The sequence below is a fragment of the Limosilactobacillus viscerum genome (genome assembly GCF_947387525.1).
GTDB classification, from domain to species: domain Bacteria; phylum Bacillota; class Bacilli; order Lactobacillales; family Lactobacillaceae; genus Limosilactobacillus; species Limosilactobacillus viscerum.
The window spans coordinates 1-15,979 of the sequence record NZ_CANDNW010000002.1; the positions used below are offsets into that span (position 1 = coordinate 1).

Here is a 15,979-nt window from a genome sequence, read left to right on the forward strand (position 1 = left end):
ATTGGCGAACACCAATTGAGATCTTTTTGCGTAATCTGCGTTACTAAATTTGTTCAAGTTATTTCTTGCAATCTGCCATTCTAATAAATATTCCATCTGAAGAGGGTGGGCAGTGAAGTTTATTCGTTGATTCACTGCCCACCCTTTATGGTAAAAAAGAAACAATTAATCATCAGCAGTGGTTGACCGTCCGTCTTTTAGCCTGTAAACTTAGGCTAATAAATGAATAAAATCAATGAAGGAAGTGGCAACGTGGCAAACGTCAATTTAGATGCATTTGACAAGATTATTGTTCTTGATTTTGGTAGTCAGTACAACCAGCTGATTACCCGCCGCCTTCGTGACTTCGGGGTTTACTCTGAACTCCTTTCTCACAAAATTACGGCGGACGAAATCAAGAAGATTAACCCAAAGGGAATTGTGTTCTCTGGTGGCCCGAACAGTGTTTATGATGAGGGCGCTTTTAAGGTTGACCCCGCAATTTTTAAGTTAGGGATTCCAATTTTGGGGATCTGTTATGGGATGCAGTTAATGTCATATGACCTTGGCGGTAAGGTTGAAAAAGCTGATAATTCCGAATATGGTCGTGCCGACATTGAAGTATTAGACGAGGATGCCAAGCTCTTTAAGGGATTACCAAAGAAGCAATATGTCTGGATGAGCCATGGTGACTTAGTAACGAAGGCACCAGCGGGCTTTAAGGTCGTAGCTACAAGTAAGAACTGCCCAATTTCGGCAATTGCGGATGATGAGCGGAAATTCTACGGAATTCAATTCCACGCTGAAGTTCGGAATTCAGAATATGGGTTAGATATTTTACGGCGCTTTGCCTTTGATGTTTGTGGCGCAAAGGACAACTGGACGATGGACGACTTTATCGACTTGCAAGTTGACCATATTCGAAAAGAAGTTGGCGATAAGAAGGTAATTCTTGGTTTGTCTGGTGGTGTAGACTCAAGTGTTACTGCTGTGCTGATCCACAAGGCGATTGGTGACCAATTGACATGTATCTTTGTTGACCACGGTCTGTTACGGAAAAATGAAGCCGACCAGGTAATGAATGCGCTGAACCGTGACCTTGGTGTTAACATCGTTAAGGTCGATGCTTCAGAACGCTTCCTGGGCAAGCTAAAGGGCGTTACGGACCCTGAAAAAAAGCGGAAGATCATTGGTAAGGAATTTATCGAAGTCTTCAATGAAGAAGCAAAGAAGATTCCGGATGCCGACTTCCTAGCTCAAGGGACGTTGTACACGGACGTAATTGAATCTGGGACCGATACAGCCCAGACGATTAAGTCGCACCATAATGTTGGTGGCCTGCCAAAGAAGCTCGGCTTTAAGCTGATTGAACCGCTACGGAAGCTCTTCAAGGATGAAACCCGTGAACTAGGTGAAAAACTGGGGATTCCGCATGAATTAGTATGGCGGCAACCATTCCCTGGCCCTGGTCTAGGGATCCGGGTGATTGGCGAAATCACACCGGAAAAGCTGGAAATTGTCCGGGAAAGTGACGCCATTCTCCGGGATGAAATCAAGAAGGCTGGTCTGGACGAAAAGATTTGGCAATACTTCACTGTCCTGCCAGGAATTCGTTCTGTAGGGGTCATGGGTGATGGCCGGACTTATGACTACGCAGTCTGCATCCGGGCGGTTACCTCAATTGATGGGATGACCGCAGACTTTGCTAAGATCCCATGGGATGTCTTACAAAAGATTTCCGTCCGGATCGTAAATGAAGTCGACCACGTTAACCGGATCCTTTATGATGTCACGAGTAAGCCGCCTTCGACCATCGAATACGAATAATTCAGCTTTTGCGCTAGGATAAGGAATCCCGGTATAACGGCTTTTAGCGGGACTGCACCAATTCAAAAATAAGCAAAAACTGGGTTGTTCCCTACCAAAAACCCTACCAAAAATTAGCGATTGTAATCATTAAATTGGCAGGTCTATTTAAGATAAACATTGGGATTAGATAGGATAACTTGAACGATAGTTATTCTATTTTTTTATGCCGTTACCTACCAAATTTATTATTTTTGTAATATTTGCTTGTTTTGGTCAAAGTAAGCAACTGTTGGCTACCTTATCGTTGATTGATAAGGTAGTCATTTTTGTTTCTTTTTGATGATGCAAAAAGAAATTGCTGGTCCAGCTGGCAAGTTCAGCTGGTCGGTGTTGTTACTTATGTCGAACACATAAGTAAATCAGATATAGAATCTCGAAATGACCTTGAATGCAATCTCAAGGTACTCATTTTCGAATGTAATATCTGATTGCTCGACAGGGTGAAGGGGAGCTAGCAAGGCGCCCCTCCAAGCATTAGTTATGTATTACAAACTCGTTTGGTATTACTAACTTAATTGCTTGCGAGTCGTATATGATCAGAGATATAATATATTTGAAGAATTTGGTACCTACCAATTAATTATTGGTGGGTACCAAAATATACGACCCGACGATTACGGAAATTTAGTCAGTCGTTGTCGCGAGCACGCGAAGACTGAAAATTTCTTTTGCTGTTAGGCAAAACTAAGGAGGTTATTGAGAATGAAGCCATTAAAGAATAAGTTAATTCAGGCTCGTTTAAGTGAGGATGAGTTGGCGGATTTTGATGAAGTGAAGCATGAATTGGGGCTTACTGGTAACTCAAAGGCAATGCGCCAAATGATTCGTGATGAGAAATTATTAATGCAAGCAACTGATGAGTGTCACAATGACAACTATGATGCAGTTACAATTTTAGTTCAGCAATTAAATAATCAGGGTAGGTTGCCGTTAGTTGAAGCATTGTGTGGGTTAACAAATTCCAAGTCATTAAGCGAGTTAAAGATAGTTCGGGACCAGTACGCTGATATTCAGCAGCAACTTGAAGGTATTATGTACGTGGCGACCAAATCAGGAACCAATTTAAATCAAATCGCTCATGTTTTGAATACCGCAAAAGGGCAAGCAGAACAAGAGAACGCTGATTTAACCGATAGTGATTTATGGAATTGGGTAGCTAACCAACTTGTTCAGAATAATCGGATTTTAGCAGAGTTACACTCTAAAATTGACGAGTTTCAAATTAAGGTAGGACTTCTCAAGAAAGCGAATGATAGATATGACAGTTCTCGAAACGCACTCGTGTCGTAGTAGTTACGGACGGTTGCAATATCTATTTCAGGAACCACCCCATAGCTATCAAAAGACATCGCGGCGAGTATTAGCGTGTAGCGGGTTCAATATTAAGCTACTGCATGACCAACATGGACATATCGCAAACACACAAAATGGTGCGTATTTGGAAAAGCAATTTAAAGCTAATCTGCAGAAGGCCCATAATCCTAAACGTAAATACCAAGCACAAACATTAATTATCTCTTTTTCACCCGATGAATTTGATACTACTGACCTGAGTGAACAGGCAAACCAAGCTTTAATGCTTGTCAAACATTATGTTCATCAACATTTTGCCGATGCACAATCAGTAATCGCCATTCAGGCTGATGGGGACGGCGGTAAGCTACATGCTCATATTGTATTTAATACCGTAAGACCTAATGGCCGTACAGTACCAACTAACCGCTTTAACATATATAAATTAAGAACCAACTTTGATCATGAAATGATAGCTAACTATCAGCGAGTAACTGGCAATAGTTGGACTAACCCTATATCTAAACAACAGAAACGACAAGATATAGATAATATAGTGACGCGTTCGCAGTGGCAGAAGAGCCTAAAGAAGATAATCAACCAAGTTAAGAATGAGGTTGATTCCCTAAGAGAATTTGTCCACCTATTAGGCACCCAAGGAATTACGATTACTGAGCGCAAGAAAGGGACTGCTTGGACATATCATCAAACCATTAATGGAAAAGAATATAAAGTTCGGGATTTTTATCAACGGGTGAAAAAACAAACCGGTGAGGTGATATCAACACGCGGACTAGGACAGAGCTTTACTAAAAGTAACTTAGAACAATGTTTTGCACAGAAACAGGAGGAGCGAACAAATAATGAACAAAACGAACAACTTGCAAAAATCAAAACCATGGCCGCAGATGCCCGAGCACGATCTCAGCGTCAACAGCAACAATTCAAATTCAATCAACATCAACTCCAAGCCACCAAAATTGAAGAACAGGAACAAAGAGATGGACTTAAAACTCGACAAACTCATAGAAGACAAAGCCAGTCACGACGACTTGAAGAGCTTAGCCGACAAAAAAGACGTGCAAAAATTGCACGACGACTTGCTACAGCAAAAGCAAAGTCTCACAAAACAGCTTCAGGACCAGACCTCTAAGGTGACACAGACTGTCACAGATGCGCACGATATTGGTTATGGTGATGGCTTGGGCAAGCGCGTTGATGCTCTTAGTCAAAAATATGATGGACTAGAAACTAACATTAATCTTAGGGAAAATCGTTTAGATCAAAAGACTCAGCAGTATATCGCTAAACTGGCTGACCTGAATCAGATTGGTCGATATTTACAAACTTATACCAAGACAATTAATCAGCAACAAGTACCAGTAATGCGTCAACTAATTTTAGCGATGCAACAAGGTATCACGATTGATACTTCTAATGTGACTAAATCGGTGTACCAAGAGTTCCAAGCCTTAACCGGCCATACTATCCAGGAGGTTATCAAAACGGCAGTTAGTGATGGTTTTAAAAAGGACCGTCATATCGCACAAAAGGCCAGCGAGTCGGCGCAATTATCGGCAGATGTGGCCGAAAATGCGGTTACCAAACTCGAACAAAGTATTCATAAACTTAAGTGGCTATCATACTTTTTAATCGTGGAAGCCATGCTCGCAATCTTATTAGTGACAGTAGTACCAGGTGGCTGGGCAAAATTTTTTGTCATGTGCTTCGTAATCTTACTAATGTAAGGTTTAGATCGGAAATTAATTAGGGAGGAAAAATGAGTTTCAACGTGGACAGTTTCTCTGATGCAAAATTAGATGAACTCTTAACCAGAGTTACTAAAATTCCTGAATGGGAACTTAAAAATACACAATCAGAACGTGAAAATAAACGGATACGTCAAATACAGATACATCTGAAAATGATTAGGCAAGTGGAAAAGCAAGAACAACGTCAAAAATTAAGGCAACGAACTAAAAATACGAATTCTTCTTCAAGTAAAAATCGTAATAATGATAATGACCTAGGACTATAAAAAGGCCCAACAAAGTGTTGAGCCATTATTATGAAATTACTTTAAAGAATAACTCAACAGAAAAAACCGCCCAGCTCGAAAGCTGAACGGTTCGTCAAGGTTGCTAATCCATGCTATAATATAACCAGCTAAAGTTTGAATATTATATTCAACAATTGGGCTGATAGATTAGCGGATAAAGCGCCCTTGTTCTAGTGTACTGCAATACACCACCAGCGAGGCGCAACCAAGAAATTCCGTAATAATCTCACGGCCTTTCATAAAGGTTTGCGTGCATTGGTGGTTACCAGTGCACTTTTTATTATAGCAATTTTTGAAGTGCAAGGTCAATCGCTTCAGGGAGTAAGTAACAGCGAATCAAAACATCGCAAGCTTCCGGACCAGCAGTCAGTGGGTCGAAATCTGTGCTAAGCGCAGATTTCGCTTCTCGTAAAAGTTCCCAATTAGAAACCAAGTTTTGCTCAGCTTTGATTTGGTCGAAGGTGTACGAGCCAGAACCGTTGCCCGTGACAGAGTCCTCAGTAAAGAGTTTGTTCTCAAGGTGGGCACAGAATGTGTCCCTATTTTCCTTTATCCTAACTGATAAGGATTTTCGTGAATAATGCTCTTCTAAGTAATTAATCACATCCCTAAATTTATGTGGGAATCAGTAGCCAAACGGATCGAAACGTTACGCGCTCAAATTATTGCTAAATTAGATGCTCAATTTACGGAGTTGAAGTCAGATAATGACGAATGATTTAAACAAAACCGCCGCCTTCCGGGAGTTGGAAGACGGCGGTTTTAGCGTTTAATTACGGATTAAAAGAAGGTCTTGGACAAAGTTGCGACCAGGATCAAGAGCAACACCGAAGAAATTCCGGCGGCCACGAGGGCGTTCTTGCCGCGGGTGAAGAGCACGGAGAAGTTCACGTTCATCCCCAAGGCAGCCATTGCCATCCCTAGGAGCAGGTAGGCTAATTTGACCAGACTTGGTACCAACGCGGCCAGGCCCGGGATAAAGGTGCCGGCCACGCTGGCCAGGATAAAGCCGAGCATGAACCACGGAATCGGCACCGGCTGCTTTTCACCGGTCGGGTTGGCTTGCCGGGTCGCCTTTTGGTACCAGATCCCGACTAAGATCGCGACTGGGGCCAAGAGCAGGACCCGCGAAAGCTTGGTGATGATCGCCGTATCAAGGCTGACCGGGCCCCCGGCGCTCCCAGCGGCGACGGCGTGGGCGATTTCGTGCAGGCTGCCCCCGGTCATCACCCCAAATTGCAGGGCGGTCATGTGCAAGAGTGGCTTTAGCCCGATTTCGATCAGGGTAAAGAGTGTCCCGAGGATCGCCACGATCGCTACGGCAACCACCTCATTTTCCTGGTGGCGCAACTTGGTGGCTGGATCGTCATCGCTGGTTAATTGCGATGAAATCCCCATCACAGCGGCGGCCCCGCAGATCCCGGTCCCGCTGGCGGTCAGGATCGCTAAGTGGCGGTCGACCCCGAAGCGGCGGGCGAGCTGGTAGGTGACTAAAATCGTGAAGGTCACGACCACGACGGCCAGGGCAATCGTCTTGATCCCGGCTTGGGCCAGGGCAATCAAATTGAGCTTAAAGCCCAGCAGGATGATTCCGAGACGCAGGAACTTGTTGGCAATCAGGCCAATTCCCGGCCGGCTGTAATCCAGGACCGGGCGACCAACTTGCATCACCATCCCTAACAAGAGGGCGATCACTAAGGCACCAATCACCTTGAGGTAGGGGAGGGTGGCCAGGTAGCTGCCGGCCAGCGAACAAATTAAGGTTAAGAGCGCGGCGCAAGCAAAGGGCCAGCTAAATATCTTCTTGAGCATTTCACTTTCTCCTTTCCGAATTGACATCCGGATTTTTTTACATTCTTAATGTACCATGCTAGACTGATAAATAAAAATTATGATTTCTTTCTTGTAAGTTAGTTTTCCTTATGAAAGGGGCAGGGCGATGGAAAATTTACTGGACCACCGGTTGACGACCTTAATGGTGGTGGCGCAGACCGGCTCGTTGACCGCCGCCGCTCAGCAGCTCTTTATCACCCAGCCGGCCGTCTCCCAGCAGCTGGCCAGCCTGGAGGCCGATCTAGATGTCCCGCTGTTGGTCCACCACGGGCGCCGGGTCAAGCTAACGCCGGCGGCCACGGAACTAGTGGCCTACGCTAAACGGCTCGGGCAGGACAATCAGGCGGTCTTAAAGCGGCTCCGCTTGGCCCAGACCCCGCCGTTGCGCTTGGGGGCGACCCGCTCGCTGGGGGCCTTTTTACTGCCGCAGCTGCTGGCCAAGGTGATCGCGGCCGGCTACCAGCTGGAAGTGACGATTGAAAATACCGCTGTCCTGTCCCAGCAGCTGCTCGCCGGTCAATTAGATGCGGCCTTGATCGAGGGTAATTATTCGCGGCAGGACTTTGCCGCCGCCCCGTTGGGCAGTGCGCCCTTTATCGGCGTGACCGCCCAGGCCGAGGCGCCAGCGACATTGCCAGCCTTGTTTGACCAGCTTTTGATCGTCCGCGAAGCCGGCTCGGGGACCCGCGAGATTTTGACGACCTGGCTGGCGGCGCACAACGCCCAGCTGAGTGATTTTCGCCAGACCTTAGCCTTAAGCAGCCCGACGGCGATCATTGAATTACTTAAGCAGGGGGTCGGGATCAGCTTTATGTACCGGGCCCTGGTGGCCAACGAATTGGCCCGGGGCGATTTGTTTGAATTGCCGCTGGCCGGCTTTCCGCTCGAGCATCCCTTGAATTTGATCTACTTAAAGGAAAGCTCCTTTGCCGCCGAATTTGGTCCCATGGTGGCGACCGCACGGGAAATGCTGAGAAATTAAGTTCTGGTTAAGCTTGGGGACCAACGGTGGTCAGGTCCGGTTGCGTTCGGTAAGCTAGAACTATTTATAGAAGGGGGCAATTTGATGTTGCAGACACGGTGGTTGACGTTTGGGGTGGCTTGGCTGATTTTGTGGAGCGTAAGAGTCGCCTGACAATTGTTAAACGGCTCCATGGCCGCGGCAGTCAGTCCATGACTCAAGCCGTACTTGAACTAGCTAATCAACTTCAAGACAAGCTCAAGACGCTTACCGTGGATCATGGTAAAGAGTTCGCTAACTATCAGACAATTGAACGGCAAACTGGTACTCCGGTTTATTTTGCCCATGCTTATTCACCACATGAACGCGGTAGTAATGAGAACCGTAACCGAGTTTTGCGACGATTTATTCCCAAGGGACAAGCTATTGAAGAGCTGAGCGATCGCCAGCTGGTTCAAATCAATTGGTATCTGAATTCCCGGCCACTTAAATGTCTTAACTGGCGCACACCAATCGAGATCTTCCTGCTTAATTTACGTCATTAAATTCGTTCAAGTTATTTCTTGCAATCTGCCATAAATATAACGTAGATATTTTAGCGGTTTCGCAACGACTTGGTCATGCCAAACCTACTACGACACTGAAATACTATTCTCAATTATGGCGTGGACGTAATCGGACCGTCGCTGACCAGCTGAATGGAGCAATAGGGAAAATTGAACATCCTGATCACTCTTTAGTTGATTTCAATGGTAATCAATTTGTGGCATTGTAATACGAGTTGTCTACCGGTTTTCTACCGTATAAGCTAAATCACGGTTAAAGTACTGATATATCAAGGCCCTCTACAAAAGAGTATGAGTGATACCAGTTTTAAATTGGCACAATAGTGTTTGATAATAAAAGTAGGTACTATGTAAAATGAAATTACGTAGTGCCTACTTTTAATTATTATAGATTCTAGGGCGACAAGTTCTAAAATAAAGACAGATTATTTTTAATAAGGTAGATTTAGTAATGCATAACTTAATTTTTTTAACAGACCTAGAGGGGGCCAATATGGATCCCTACGTGCGGCTGAATGAGGCCCAGCTTTTTCACGCAATGGAACCCAACCAAGGTCTCTTTATCGCAGAGAGCCCCAAGGTTATCGAACGCGCCTTGCGTGCAGGTTACCGGCCGGCCTCACTCTTAGTGGAGGAGAAGGCTCTCGACCATGACCTAGCTGACCTGGACCATGAAATGGCCGCTAATCAAACAACGGGGCTTGGCCAAACACCAATCTATGTCGTTAATAGCAGCCTGCTCAAGCAGTTATCCGGCTATAATCTTTTACGTGGTGCACTTGCTGCGATGCACCGCGTAAAGCGTCCGGACTTAGCCAGCTTTTTGGCCACGATGCCAACTGACCATCCGCGGATCGCAGTTCTCGAAAGTGTTGTTAATCCCGCTAATATCGGGGCAATCTTTCGGTCCGCCGCGGCCCTAGGCATCGATGGCGTAATTGTGACGAGTGACTCTGCCGACCCGCTTTACCGTCGTGCTTCCCGTGTGTCAATGGGGACTGTCTTCCAAGTGCCATGGACCTATGTCGATGCTAAAATTTGGCAGTCGGAAGGGATTAACTTCCTTCACCAGTTAGGCTACCAAACCGCGGCAATGGCACTCCGTCACAATACCGTTAATATCGATGATCCCCAATTGGAGCAGGTGGATAAACTGGCAATTATCCTTGGCTCTGAAGGCCCGGGACTAAGGGAAAAGACGATTGAACAGAGTGATTTTACGATTAAGATTCCGATGGCACCAGAAGTCGATTCATTAAATGTCGCCGCCGCTTCAGCCCTGGCTTTTTGGGAATTGGGCAACCGAAAGAGTAAATAATGGTGGAACTTTTCATTCTAAAACATGAGTGACTAATTGCATTGCTGTTAGTCACCCTATTTTTTTGTATAATGATATTAATAACCATTTTAACAGGAAGGAGATGCACAATGGCAACGATTAAAGAAATCGCGGCTAAGTCTGGCTATTCACCGGCAACGGTATCGCGGTTGCTAAACAATGACCCCAACTTGTCAATCGCGCCGGCCACCAGGAACAAAATTATGACCATTGCTACTAAGCTCGGCTATTGGGATAACCACCAGCGACCAGGAAGTACGGAAGTTCGGCCAACAATCGCCCTTCTTTACCGGGTAAGCAACGATGACGAACAACTGCAGGATGAGTACTTTGCCTACCTCAAGGATGCAGTCATGAAGGCAATCGACGAGGCGGGGATGCAGGTCAGCGTTTTTGAACAAATTGATGACCTAGTCAAACATGCATCATCATACCAAGGCTTCATCGGTCTCGGTGCCCATCAACTAACGATGAGCAAGTTAAACCAGCTCCACGATGCGTTGCCCAACGGTGTTTTTGTCGATATTAATCCCGCTCCCGAACTCTTTGACTCGGTCCGCCCTAACTTGGAATTAACCGTTTATGATGGGCTCAAACGATTGTGCCAGGCCGGCTATCAGCGGATCGGCTTCATTGGTGGAGTTGGCCTTAAAGTTGATGGTGTCCAGCAACCCGATGCCCGGGAGACCGCCTTTCGCGAATTTTCTGGAATGTATCATTTGAAAGAGGCACCAGTTTTTGCGGAGGGGCCATTTGGGGTTAAGAATGGTTACCGCCTTGGGAAACTCGTCCTTGATAATTGTCGTGACAATATGCCCGAAGCCTTCATCGTTGCGTCAGATACGCTTAGTGTTGGCGTCCTTCAAGCCTTTAACGAGGAGGGCGTAATTGTTCCCCGTGACGTTGCGATTATTAGCATTAACAACAGTGAAGTTGCCCACTATGTTTCACCACCACTTTCGTCATATAACATTAACCAGGCAACGCTTAGTCGGATGGCAATTAAGTTATTGCAAGATTTGATTCTTCATCCACAGCGCCCGCATGTCCACCTAACAGTCAATACCGACTTAGTAATTCGGAAAAGTTTTACCGATAAATAATTGCCAAGGGAATCCTTACGCGCGTGGGGATTCTTTTTAATTTGGCCATTTAGTAAATAGTTTATTTTAAAAATAAATTATTTACTAAAGAGCAGTAAACGTATATACTAACTATTGAAAGCGATTGCAATAACGTTTGGATTGTATTTTAGGAGGTCTTATTTTATGGCACAGGGTCATAAAGTAACAGCCAATCAGTGGATCTCAAGAGCATCTTTCTGCTTTGGTAATGTTGGTCACTCGGCATTTTACGGGGTAATGAGTACTTACTTCATTATCTTCGTCACCGGGGGCATGTTTAACGGTTTGGAAAAATCAGTTGCTAACAAACTGATTGCACTAATTACTGGTTTAATTGTTGCCGTTCGGATTATTGAATTGATTATCGATCCGCTATTGGGGAATATCGTTGATAACACCAAGACGCGGTGGGGAAAGTTTAAGCCGTGGATCATGATTGGGAACATCGTCAGTGTTGCTTTGCTCCTGATCCTCTTTACGGGAATCTTTGGCTTGGCTAAGCACAACTGGGTCCTCTTCGCAGTTCTCTTTGTAATTATTTTTATTTCATTTGATATCTTCTATTCCTTATCCGATGTTTCCTACTGGGGGATGGTCCCAGCACTGAGTGAAGATTCCGAAGAACGTGGTGTTTACACCTCACTTGGTGCCTTTGCCGGAACAATCGGTTGGAATGGTTTGACCATTGTCGTTGTCCCAATTGTCACTTACTTTACTTACCTTGCAACGGGACAGCACAAGGAAGGACCAGTCGGCTGGTTTGCCTTTGCCGCAATTATCTCGATTGTGGCCCTCTTGAGTGCCCTGGTTGTTTGCCTGGGAACTAAGGAAAAGCACAATATTATCCGGAACGCGGCCCAAGATAAAACCACGATCCGGGAAGTATTCTCTGCCATCTTCCATAACGACCAAATTTTATGGCCAAGTTTAGCCTACCTGCTGTACTCATGTGCCTACGTTATCACTAACGGGGTATTGTTCTACCTCTACAAGTTTGTTATTGGCAAACCTGGTGAATTCTGGATCGTTGGTGTCATTGCCACTATTATTGGTTTCTGCACGAGTCCACTATTCCCAGTTCTGAACAAGTTTATCCCGCGGAAATGGCTATTTTCTGCTGGTCAAGTCTCAATGGCACTGGCCTACATTATCTTTATCTTCTTCCGTTCCAACATCTTTATGATGGATCTCGGGTTAGTTCTCTTTAACATCAATTTTGCCCAACTGGTTACTGTCTTGACCTTAACCGACGCGATTGAATATGGTCAATTGAAGAACGGGCAACGGAACGAAGCGGTGGTCTTAGCGGTTCGGCCAATGATTGATAAGCTGACCGGAGCTATCTCAAACGGGTTAGTTGGTTACATTGCTATTGCCGCCGGGATGACTGGTTCTGCTACGGCAGCTGACATGACTGCTCATGACATTCATACTTTCGATAGCATGGCCTTCTACATTCCATTGGTATTCGCACTTTTGTCAATTCTGGTCTTCTTGACCAAGGTTACACTGAGTGAAAAGAAGCACGCTGAAGTGGTCGAAGAATTGAAGGACCAATTAGCTAATGGCGAAGACAACCTGGAGCCAGCCGCTGCAACTGATAACGGCACGAAGGCGGAAAAGATTTTCGCACCAGTTAATGGTAAGTTAGTACCAATGGAGTCAGTGGTTGACCAGGATGGAAAGGTCTTCCCTGGTACCGGGTTTGCAATCGAACCAACGGATGATCACATTTACGCTCCATTTGATGGTAAGATTTGCTTCACTTTTGGGACAAAGCATGCTTTCGGAATTGTTTCTGATAATGGCCTAGAATTACTGGTTCACATTGGAGTTGGCACTGTTAATATGCGGGGCGAAGGTTTCGTTACCCACTATGATGATGGGCAAACAGTGAAGAAAGGGCAATTGCTCTTTGACTTTGACCGTGACGAGATCAAACAGGCTGGCTATAAGGCAACCGTGGTTAACTTCTTTACCCAGCCACAACGGGTCAAAGAGGTTGCTAAAATTAATTACGGTAGTGAAGTTACTCATGGGGATGAAGTAACTACCGTCAAAATTAAGTAGGAGAAAGCGATCAATTATGAAGAAAAAAGAATTGCCACGATTCTTATACGGTGGCGACTATAACCCTGAACAATGGCCAGAAGATACCTGGTCCCAGGACATTAAAGTCTTCAAGCAGGCGGATATAAATTCGGCAACCATTAATGTCTTTTCCTGGGCATTACTTGAACCACGAGAAGGTAAGTATGACTTTAGTAAGCTTGACCGGATTGTGAAGAACTTATCTGCAGCTGACTTTGACATCGTAATGGCCACTTCGACCGCGGCAATGCCTGCGTGGATGTTTAAGAAGTATCCCGATGTTGCCCGGGTCGATTACCAGGGCCGGCGCCACGTCTTTGGCCAGCGGCACAATTTCTGCCCTAATAGTGCCAACTATCAGCGCTTGGCCAGTGACCTCGTTGAAAAACTAGCTGCCCGTTACGGTGACAACCCACATATCGTTGCCTGGCATATTAATAATGAATATGGCGGCAATTGTTACTGTGACAACTGCGCGGCAGCGTTTCGTCAATGGCTGAAGGACCGCTACCAGACCCTCGATAATTTGAACCGGGCCTGGAATATGAACGTTTGGAGCCACACTATTTATGATTGGGATGAAATCACGGTGCCAAATGAATTAGGCGATGCTTGGGGCCCAGAAGGCAGCGAGACAATCGTTGCGGGGTTGTCCATCGACTACCTTCGTTTCCAGTCAGAAAGTATGCAGAAGTTGTTCAAGATGGAAAAGGCGATTATTGAAAAGCACGCGCCAAGCATTCCGGTTACGACGAACTTTCATAGCCTGCCTAACAAGATGGTTGACTACCAAGCGTGGGCAAAGGACCAGGACATCATTTCGTATGATAGTTACCCGGCTTACGATATGCCGACATACCACCCGGCCTTCCTGTATGACTTGATGCGGACGTTGAAACACCAGCCATTCATGCTGATGGAATCAACCCCGGCCCAGGTTAACTGGCAGCCGTACAGTCCACTGAAGCGGCCAGGACAAATGCGGGCGACTGAGCTACAGGCCGTTGCCCATGGTGCCGATACGGTCCAATTCTTCCAGTTAAAACAAGCAACTGGCGGGTCAGAGAAATTCCACGGAGCGGTGATTGCCCATTCTGGTCGGACCGATACCCGGGCTTTCAAGGAAGTTGCCCGGTTAGGTCAGGACCTGCAAAAGGTAGGTCCAACGATCAAGGGCTCCAATAGTCAAGCGCGGGTTGCAATTATCTTTGACTGGAGTAACTTCTGGTCATTTGAATACGTTGATGGAATTACCAAGGACCTGCAATACGTGCCGATCATCCTTGACTACTACCGCCAATTCTACGAACGCAATATTCCAACCGATGTTATCAGCGTTGATGATGACTTTAGCCAGTATGACCTGGTAGTTGCACCGGTGCTCTACATGGTTAAGCCCGGGCTGGGAACGAAGATTAGCCGGTACGTAAAGGATGGCGGCCACTTCATGACCAGCTTTATGTCGGGAATGGTTGATTCCTCTGACAACATTTACACTGGTGGCTATCCAGGACCACTGAAGGATGTTACTGGTGTGTGGGTTGAAGAAAGCGATGCAATTGTGCCGGGAAAGAGTACGAAGGTAGCATTTGGCGACCATGAATACGATGCCCACCTTATGTGTGACATTATCCATCCTGAAGGAGCAACCCCGCTTGCGAAGTACACAAGTGAATTCTATGCCGGTACGCCAGCTGTGACGGAAAACCAGTATGGCAAGGGGATGGCTTGGTATGTTGGTAGCCGCCTGGACCATGATGGCTTATCGCGGGTAATTGACCATGCAGTAGACCAGTGTGACTTGCACGGCCTTGCTGGTGAAGATAGTGACCTTGAAGTGACAAAGCGGGTCACAAAGGATGGTCAAGAACTGTACTTCATTTTGAACATGCGAAATGAAGCACGGTCGCTACCAGCCAAGTTTAAGGATTACCATGACCTGCTGACTGGGGAAACTGCCCAGCCAACGTTGCAGGCGTGGAATGTTGAGATTTTAACGAAGTAATGAAATAAGAAGTGAGCACAAATAGGGGGTCCAGAGTTCGGCACGGTTACCGGGATCTGGACCTTATTTGCGTTAAATGCTTTTGCTCAATTATTATCCGCAACTTTATTTTTAAGTTTTCCTAAATACAATCATACAGTTAAACGCTTTTTGGTATAATTTTAACTACAAAATCGATAGTTAATAATTGTAAACCAAAGCGAAATGAGGTTGATGGATACGAGAACTAATCATTTCTCTCCCGGCGTTATGTGCACAAACGCCAGGGAGAGTTTTTATTTTAACTGATGAACCAGTTTACCCTTAATGACATTTGATGGGACACATGCCGCTGAATGTCCGAACTAATAGACGTATCGTTTAACTTTTGTCCGGTAAAAGTGTTGCAGTAAGGGTGTAGCAATTGTTCTATTGATTATTTTATGAGAGGAAGTCTTTAGAATGGAAAATAGCTTGCATAAGACTAATTGGATTTTGTTCTGGTGCAATCTGGTTGGAATTTTTCTTTTCGGTGGTGGTGCCTCAATGGTTTCATACCTGGAAAATAATTCTAGTCAAGGGACGCCTGGTGCCTGGAAGTTCTTATTTGCAGTCGTTGGTCTGTGCCTGTTCGGCTACGGCTTAATTGCTGCTCACCAGGCAAAGGACGTTAGCGATAGCCGTAACCTCTTCATGGCAGTTGCATGGTTAAGTGTTATTGCCGGTGTGCTCGGCTTCATCTTCACTTTTGCAACGATTAACTGGTTGGGCATTGTTACGGCTGTTATTTCATTGGTTGCTTTCTTGTGCGCCATCGCAACCGTACGGAAGTAACTTTCATTAGATTTTTTCGATGAAATTTGTTATACTCTCGTTATTAA

General features: G+C 45.6%; 12 protein-coding genes and 1 pseudogene. 12 read left to right on the forward strand and 1 reads right to left on the reverse strand.

From position 1 onward, the window contains the following. The first annotated feature begins 252 nt into the window (after window positions 1-252). From guaA to QOS07_RS00820, 5 genes are all read left to right on the forward strand, one after another. On the forward strand, window positions 253-1,806 hold the full coding sequence (gene guaA / locus QOS07_RS00800) for a glutamine-hydrolyzing GMP synthase (RefSeq protein WP_283587126.1): 1,554 nt from the start codon (window positions 253-255) through the stop codon (window positions 1,804-1,806). 744 nt (window positions 1,807-2,550) lie between these two features. After that, window positions 2,551-3,138: a plasmid mobilization relaxosome protein MobC gene (gene mobC, locus QOS07_RS00805; protein WP_098045429.1), complete on the forward strand. Its 588-nt coding sequence runs from the start codon at window positions 2,551-2,553 to the stop codon at window positions 3,136-3,138. A 148-nt stretch (window positions 3,139-3,286) separates the two neighbouring features. Beyond that, on the forward strand, window positions 3,287-4,294 hold the full coding sequence (locus tag QOS07_RS00810; RefSeq protein ID WP_390893934.1) for a relaxase/mobilization nuclease domain-containing protein: 1,008 nt from the start codon (window positions 3,287-3,289) through the stop codon (window positions 4,292-4,294). A 1-nt stretch (window position 4,295) separates the two neighbouring features. After that, window positions 4,296-4,889 carry a hypothetical protein gene (locus QOS07_RS00815; protein WP_283587127.1) on the forward strand — a complete coding sequence of 198 codons (594 nt, stop codon included), beginning with the start codon at window positions 4,296-4,298 and terminating at the stop codon, window positions 4,887-4,889. 32 nt (window positions 4,890-4,921) lie between these two features. Beyond that, window positions 4,922-5,179, forward strand: coding sequence for a hypothetical protein (locus tag QOS07_RS00820; RefSeq protein ID WP_098045426.1), 258 nt, complete (start codon window positions 4,922-4,924; stop codon window positions 5,177-5,179). Between the two features lie 801 nt (window positions 5,180-5,980). Here QOS07_RS00820 and QOS07_RS00825 read toward each other — a convergent pair. Beyond that, window positions 5,981-7,012, reverse strand: coding sequence for a YeiH family protein (locus QOS07_RS00825; protein ID WP_035160040.1), 1,032 nt, complete (start codon window positions 7,010-7,012; stop codon window positions 5,981-5,983). Window positions 7,013-7,139: 127 nt separating this feature from the next. Between QOS07_RS00825 and QOS07_RS00830 the strand changes: the two genes are divergently transcribed. The 7 genes and pseudogenes from QOS07_RS00830 (at window position 7,140) to QOS07_RS00860 (ending at window position 15,932) form a co-directional block, all read left to right on the forward strand. After that, window positions 7,140-8,015 carry a LysR family transcriptional regulator gene (locus tag QOS07_RS00830; RefSeq protein ID WP_283587128.1) on the forward strand — a complete coding sequence of 292 codons (876 nt, stop codon included), beginning with the start codon at window positions 7,140-7,142 and terminating at the stop codon, window positions 8,013-8,015. Window positions 8,016-8,089: 74 nt separating this feature from the next. Beyond that, a pseudogene (locus tag QOS07_RS00835) lies at window positions 8,090-8,539 on the forward strand (IS30 family transposase); the annotation flags it as partial. A gap of 472 nt (window positions 8,540-9,011) precedes the next feature. Further along, window positions 9,012-9,878, forward strand: a complete 867-nt coding sequence (locus QOS07_RS00840; RefSeq protein ID WP_283587129.1) for a TrmH family RNA methyltransferase — start codon at window positions 9,012-9,014, stop codon at window positions 9,876-9,878. Window positions 9,879-9,988: 110 nt separating this feature from the next. After that, entirely contained in the window at window positions 9,989-11,002 is a 1,014-nt protein-coding gene (locus QOS07_RS00845; protein ID WP_283587130.1) for a LacI family DNA-binding transcriptional regulator, read from the forward strand. A 165-nt stretch (window positions 11,003-11,167) separates the two neighbouring features. Beyond that, complete coding sequence (locus QOS07_RS00850) at window positions 11,168-13,093, forward strand: PTS sugar transporter subunit IIA (RefSeq protein WP_283587131.1); 1,926 nt, start codon at window positions 11,168-11,170, stop codon at window positions 13,091-13,093. Between the two features lie 16 nt (window positions 13,094-13,109). Beyond that, a complete protein-coding gene (locus QOS07_RS00855; protein WP_283587132.1) occupies window positions 13,110-15,119 on the forward strand; it encodes a beta-galactosidase in 2,010 nt (669 codons plus the stop codon). 441 nt (window positions 15,120-15,560) lie between these two features. Further along, on the forward strand, window positions 15,561-15,932 hold the full coding sequence (locus QOS07_RS00860) for a hypothetical protein (RefSeq protein WP_283587133.1): 372 nt from the start codon (window positions 15,561-15,563) through the stop codon (window positions 15,930-15,932). Window positions 15,933-15,979: the final 47 nt, after the last annotated feature.

Bases quoted from the DNA above. Each gene is read 5' to 3' on its own strand.
- QOS07_RS00825 (WP_035160040.1), bottom strand. From the start codon at position 7,012: ATGCTCAAGAAGATATTTAGCTGGCCCTTTGCTTGCGCCGCGCTCTTA.
- QOS07_RS00850 (WP_283587131.1), top strand. From the start codon at position 11,168: ATGGCACAGGGTCATAAAGTAACAGCCAATCAGTGGATCTCAAGAGCA.
- mobC (WP_098045429.1), top strand. From the start codon at position 2,551: ATGAAGCCATTAAAGAATAAGTTAATTCAGGCTCGTTTAAGTGAGGAT.
- QOS07_RS00830 (WP_283587128.1), top strand. From the start codon at position 7,140: ATGGAAAATTTACTGGACCACCGGTTGACGACCTTAATGGTGGTGGCG.
- QOS07_RS00860 (WP_283587133.1), top strand. From the start codon at position 15,561: ATGGAAAATAGCTTGCATAAGACTAATTGGATTTTGTTCTGGTGCAAT.
- QOS07_RS00845 (WP_283587130.1), top strand. From the start codon at position 9,989: ATGGCAACGATTAAAGAAATCGCGGCTAAGTCTGGCTATTCACCGGCA.
- QOS07_RS00855 (WP_283587132.1), top strand. From the start codon at position 13,110: ATGAAGAAAAAAGAATTGCCACGATTCTTATACGGTGGCGACTATAAC.
- QOS07_RS00840 (WP_283587129.1), top strand. From the start codon at position 9,012: ATGCATAACTTAATTTTTTTAACAGACCTAGAGGGGGCCAATATGGAT.
- QOS07_RS00820 (WP_098045426.1), top strand. From the start codon at position 4,922: ATGAGTTTCAACGTGGACAGTTTCTCTGATGCAAAATTAGATGAACTC.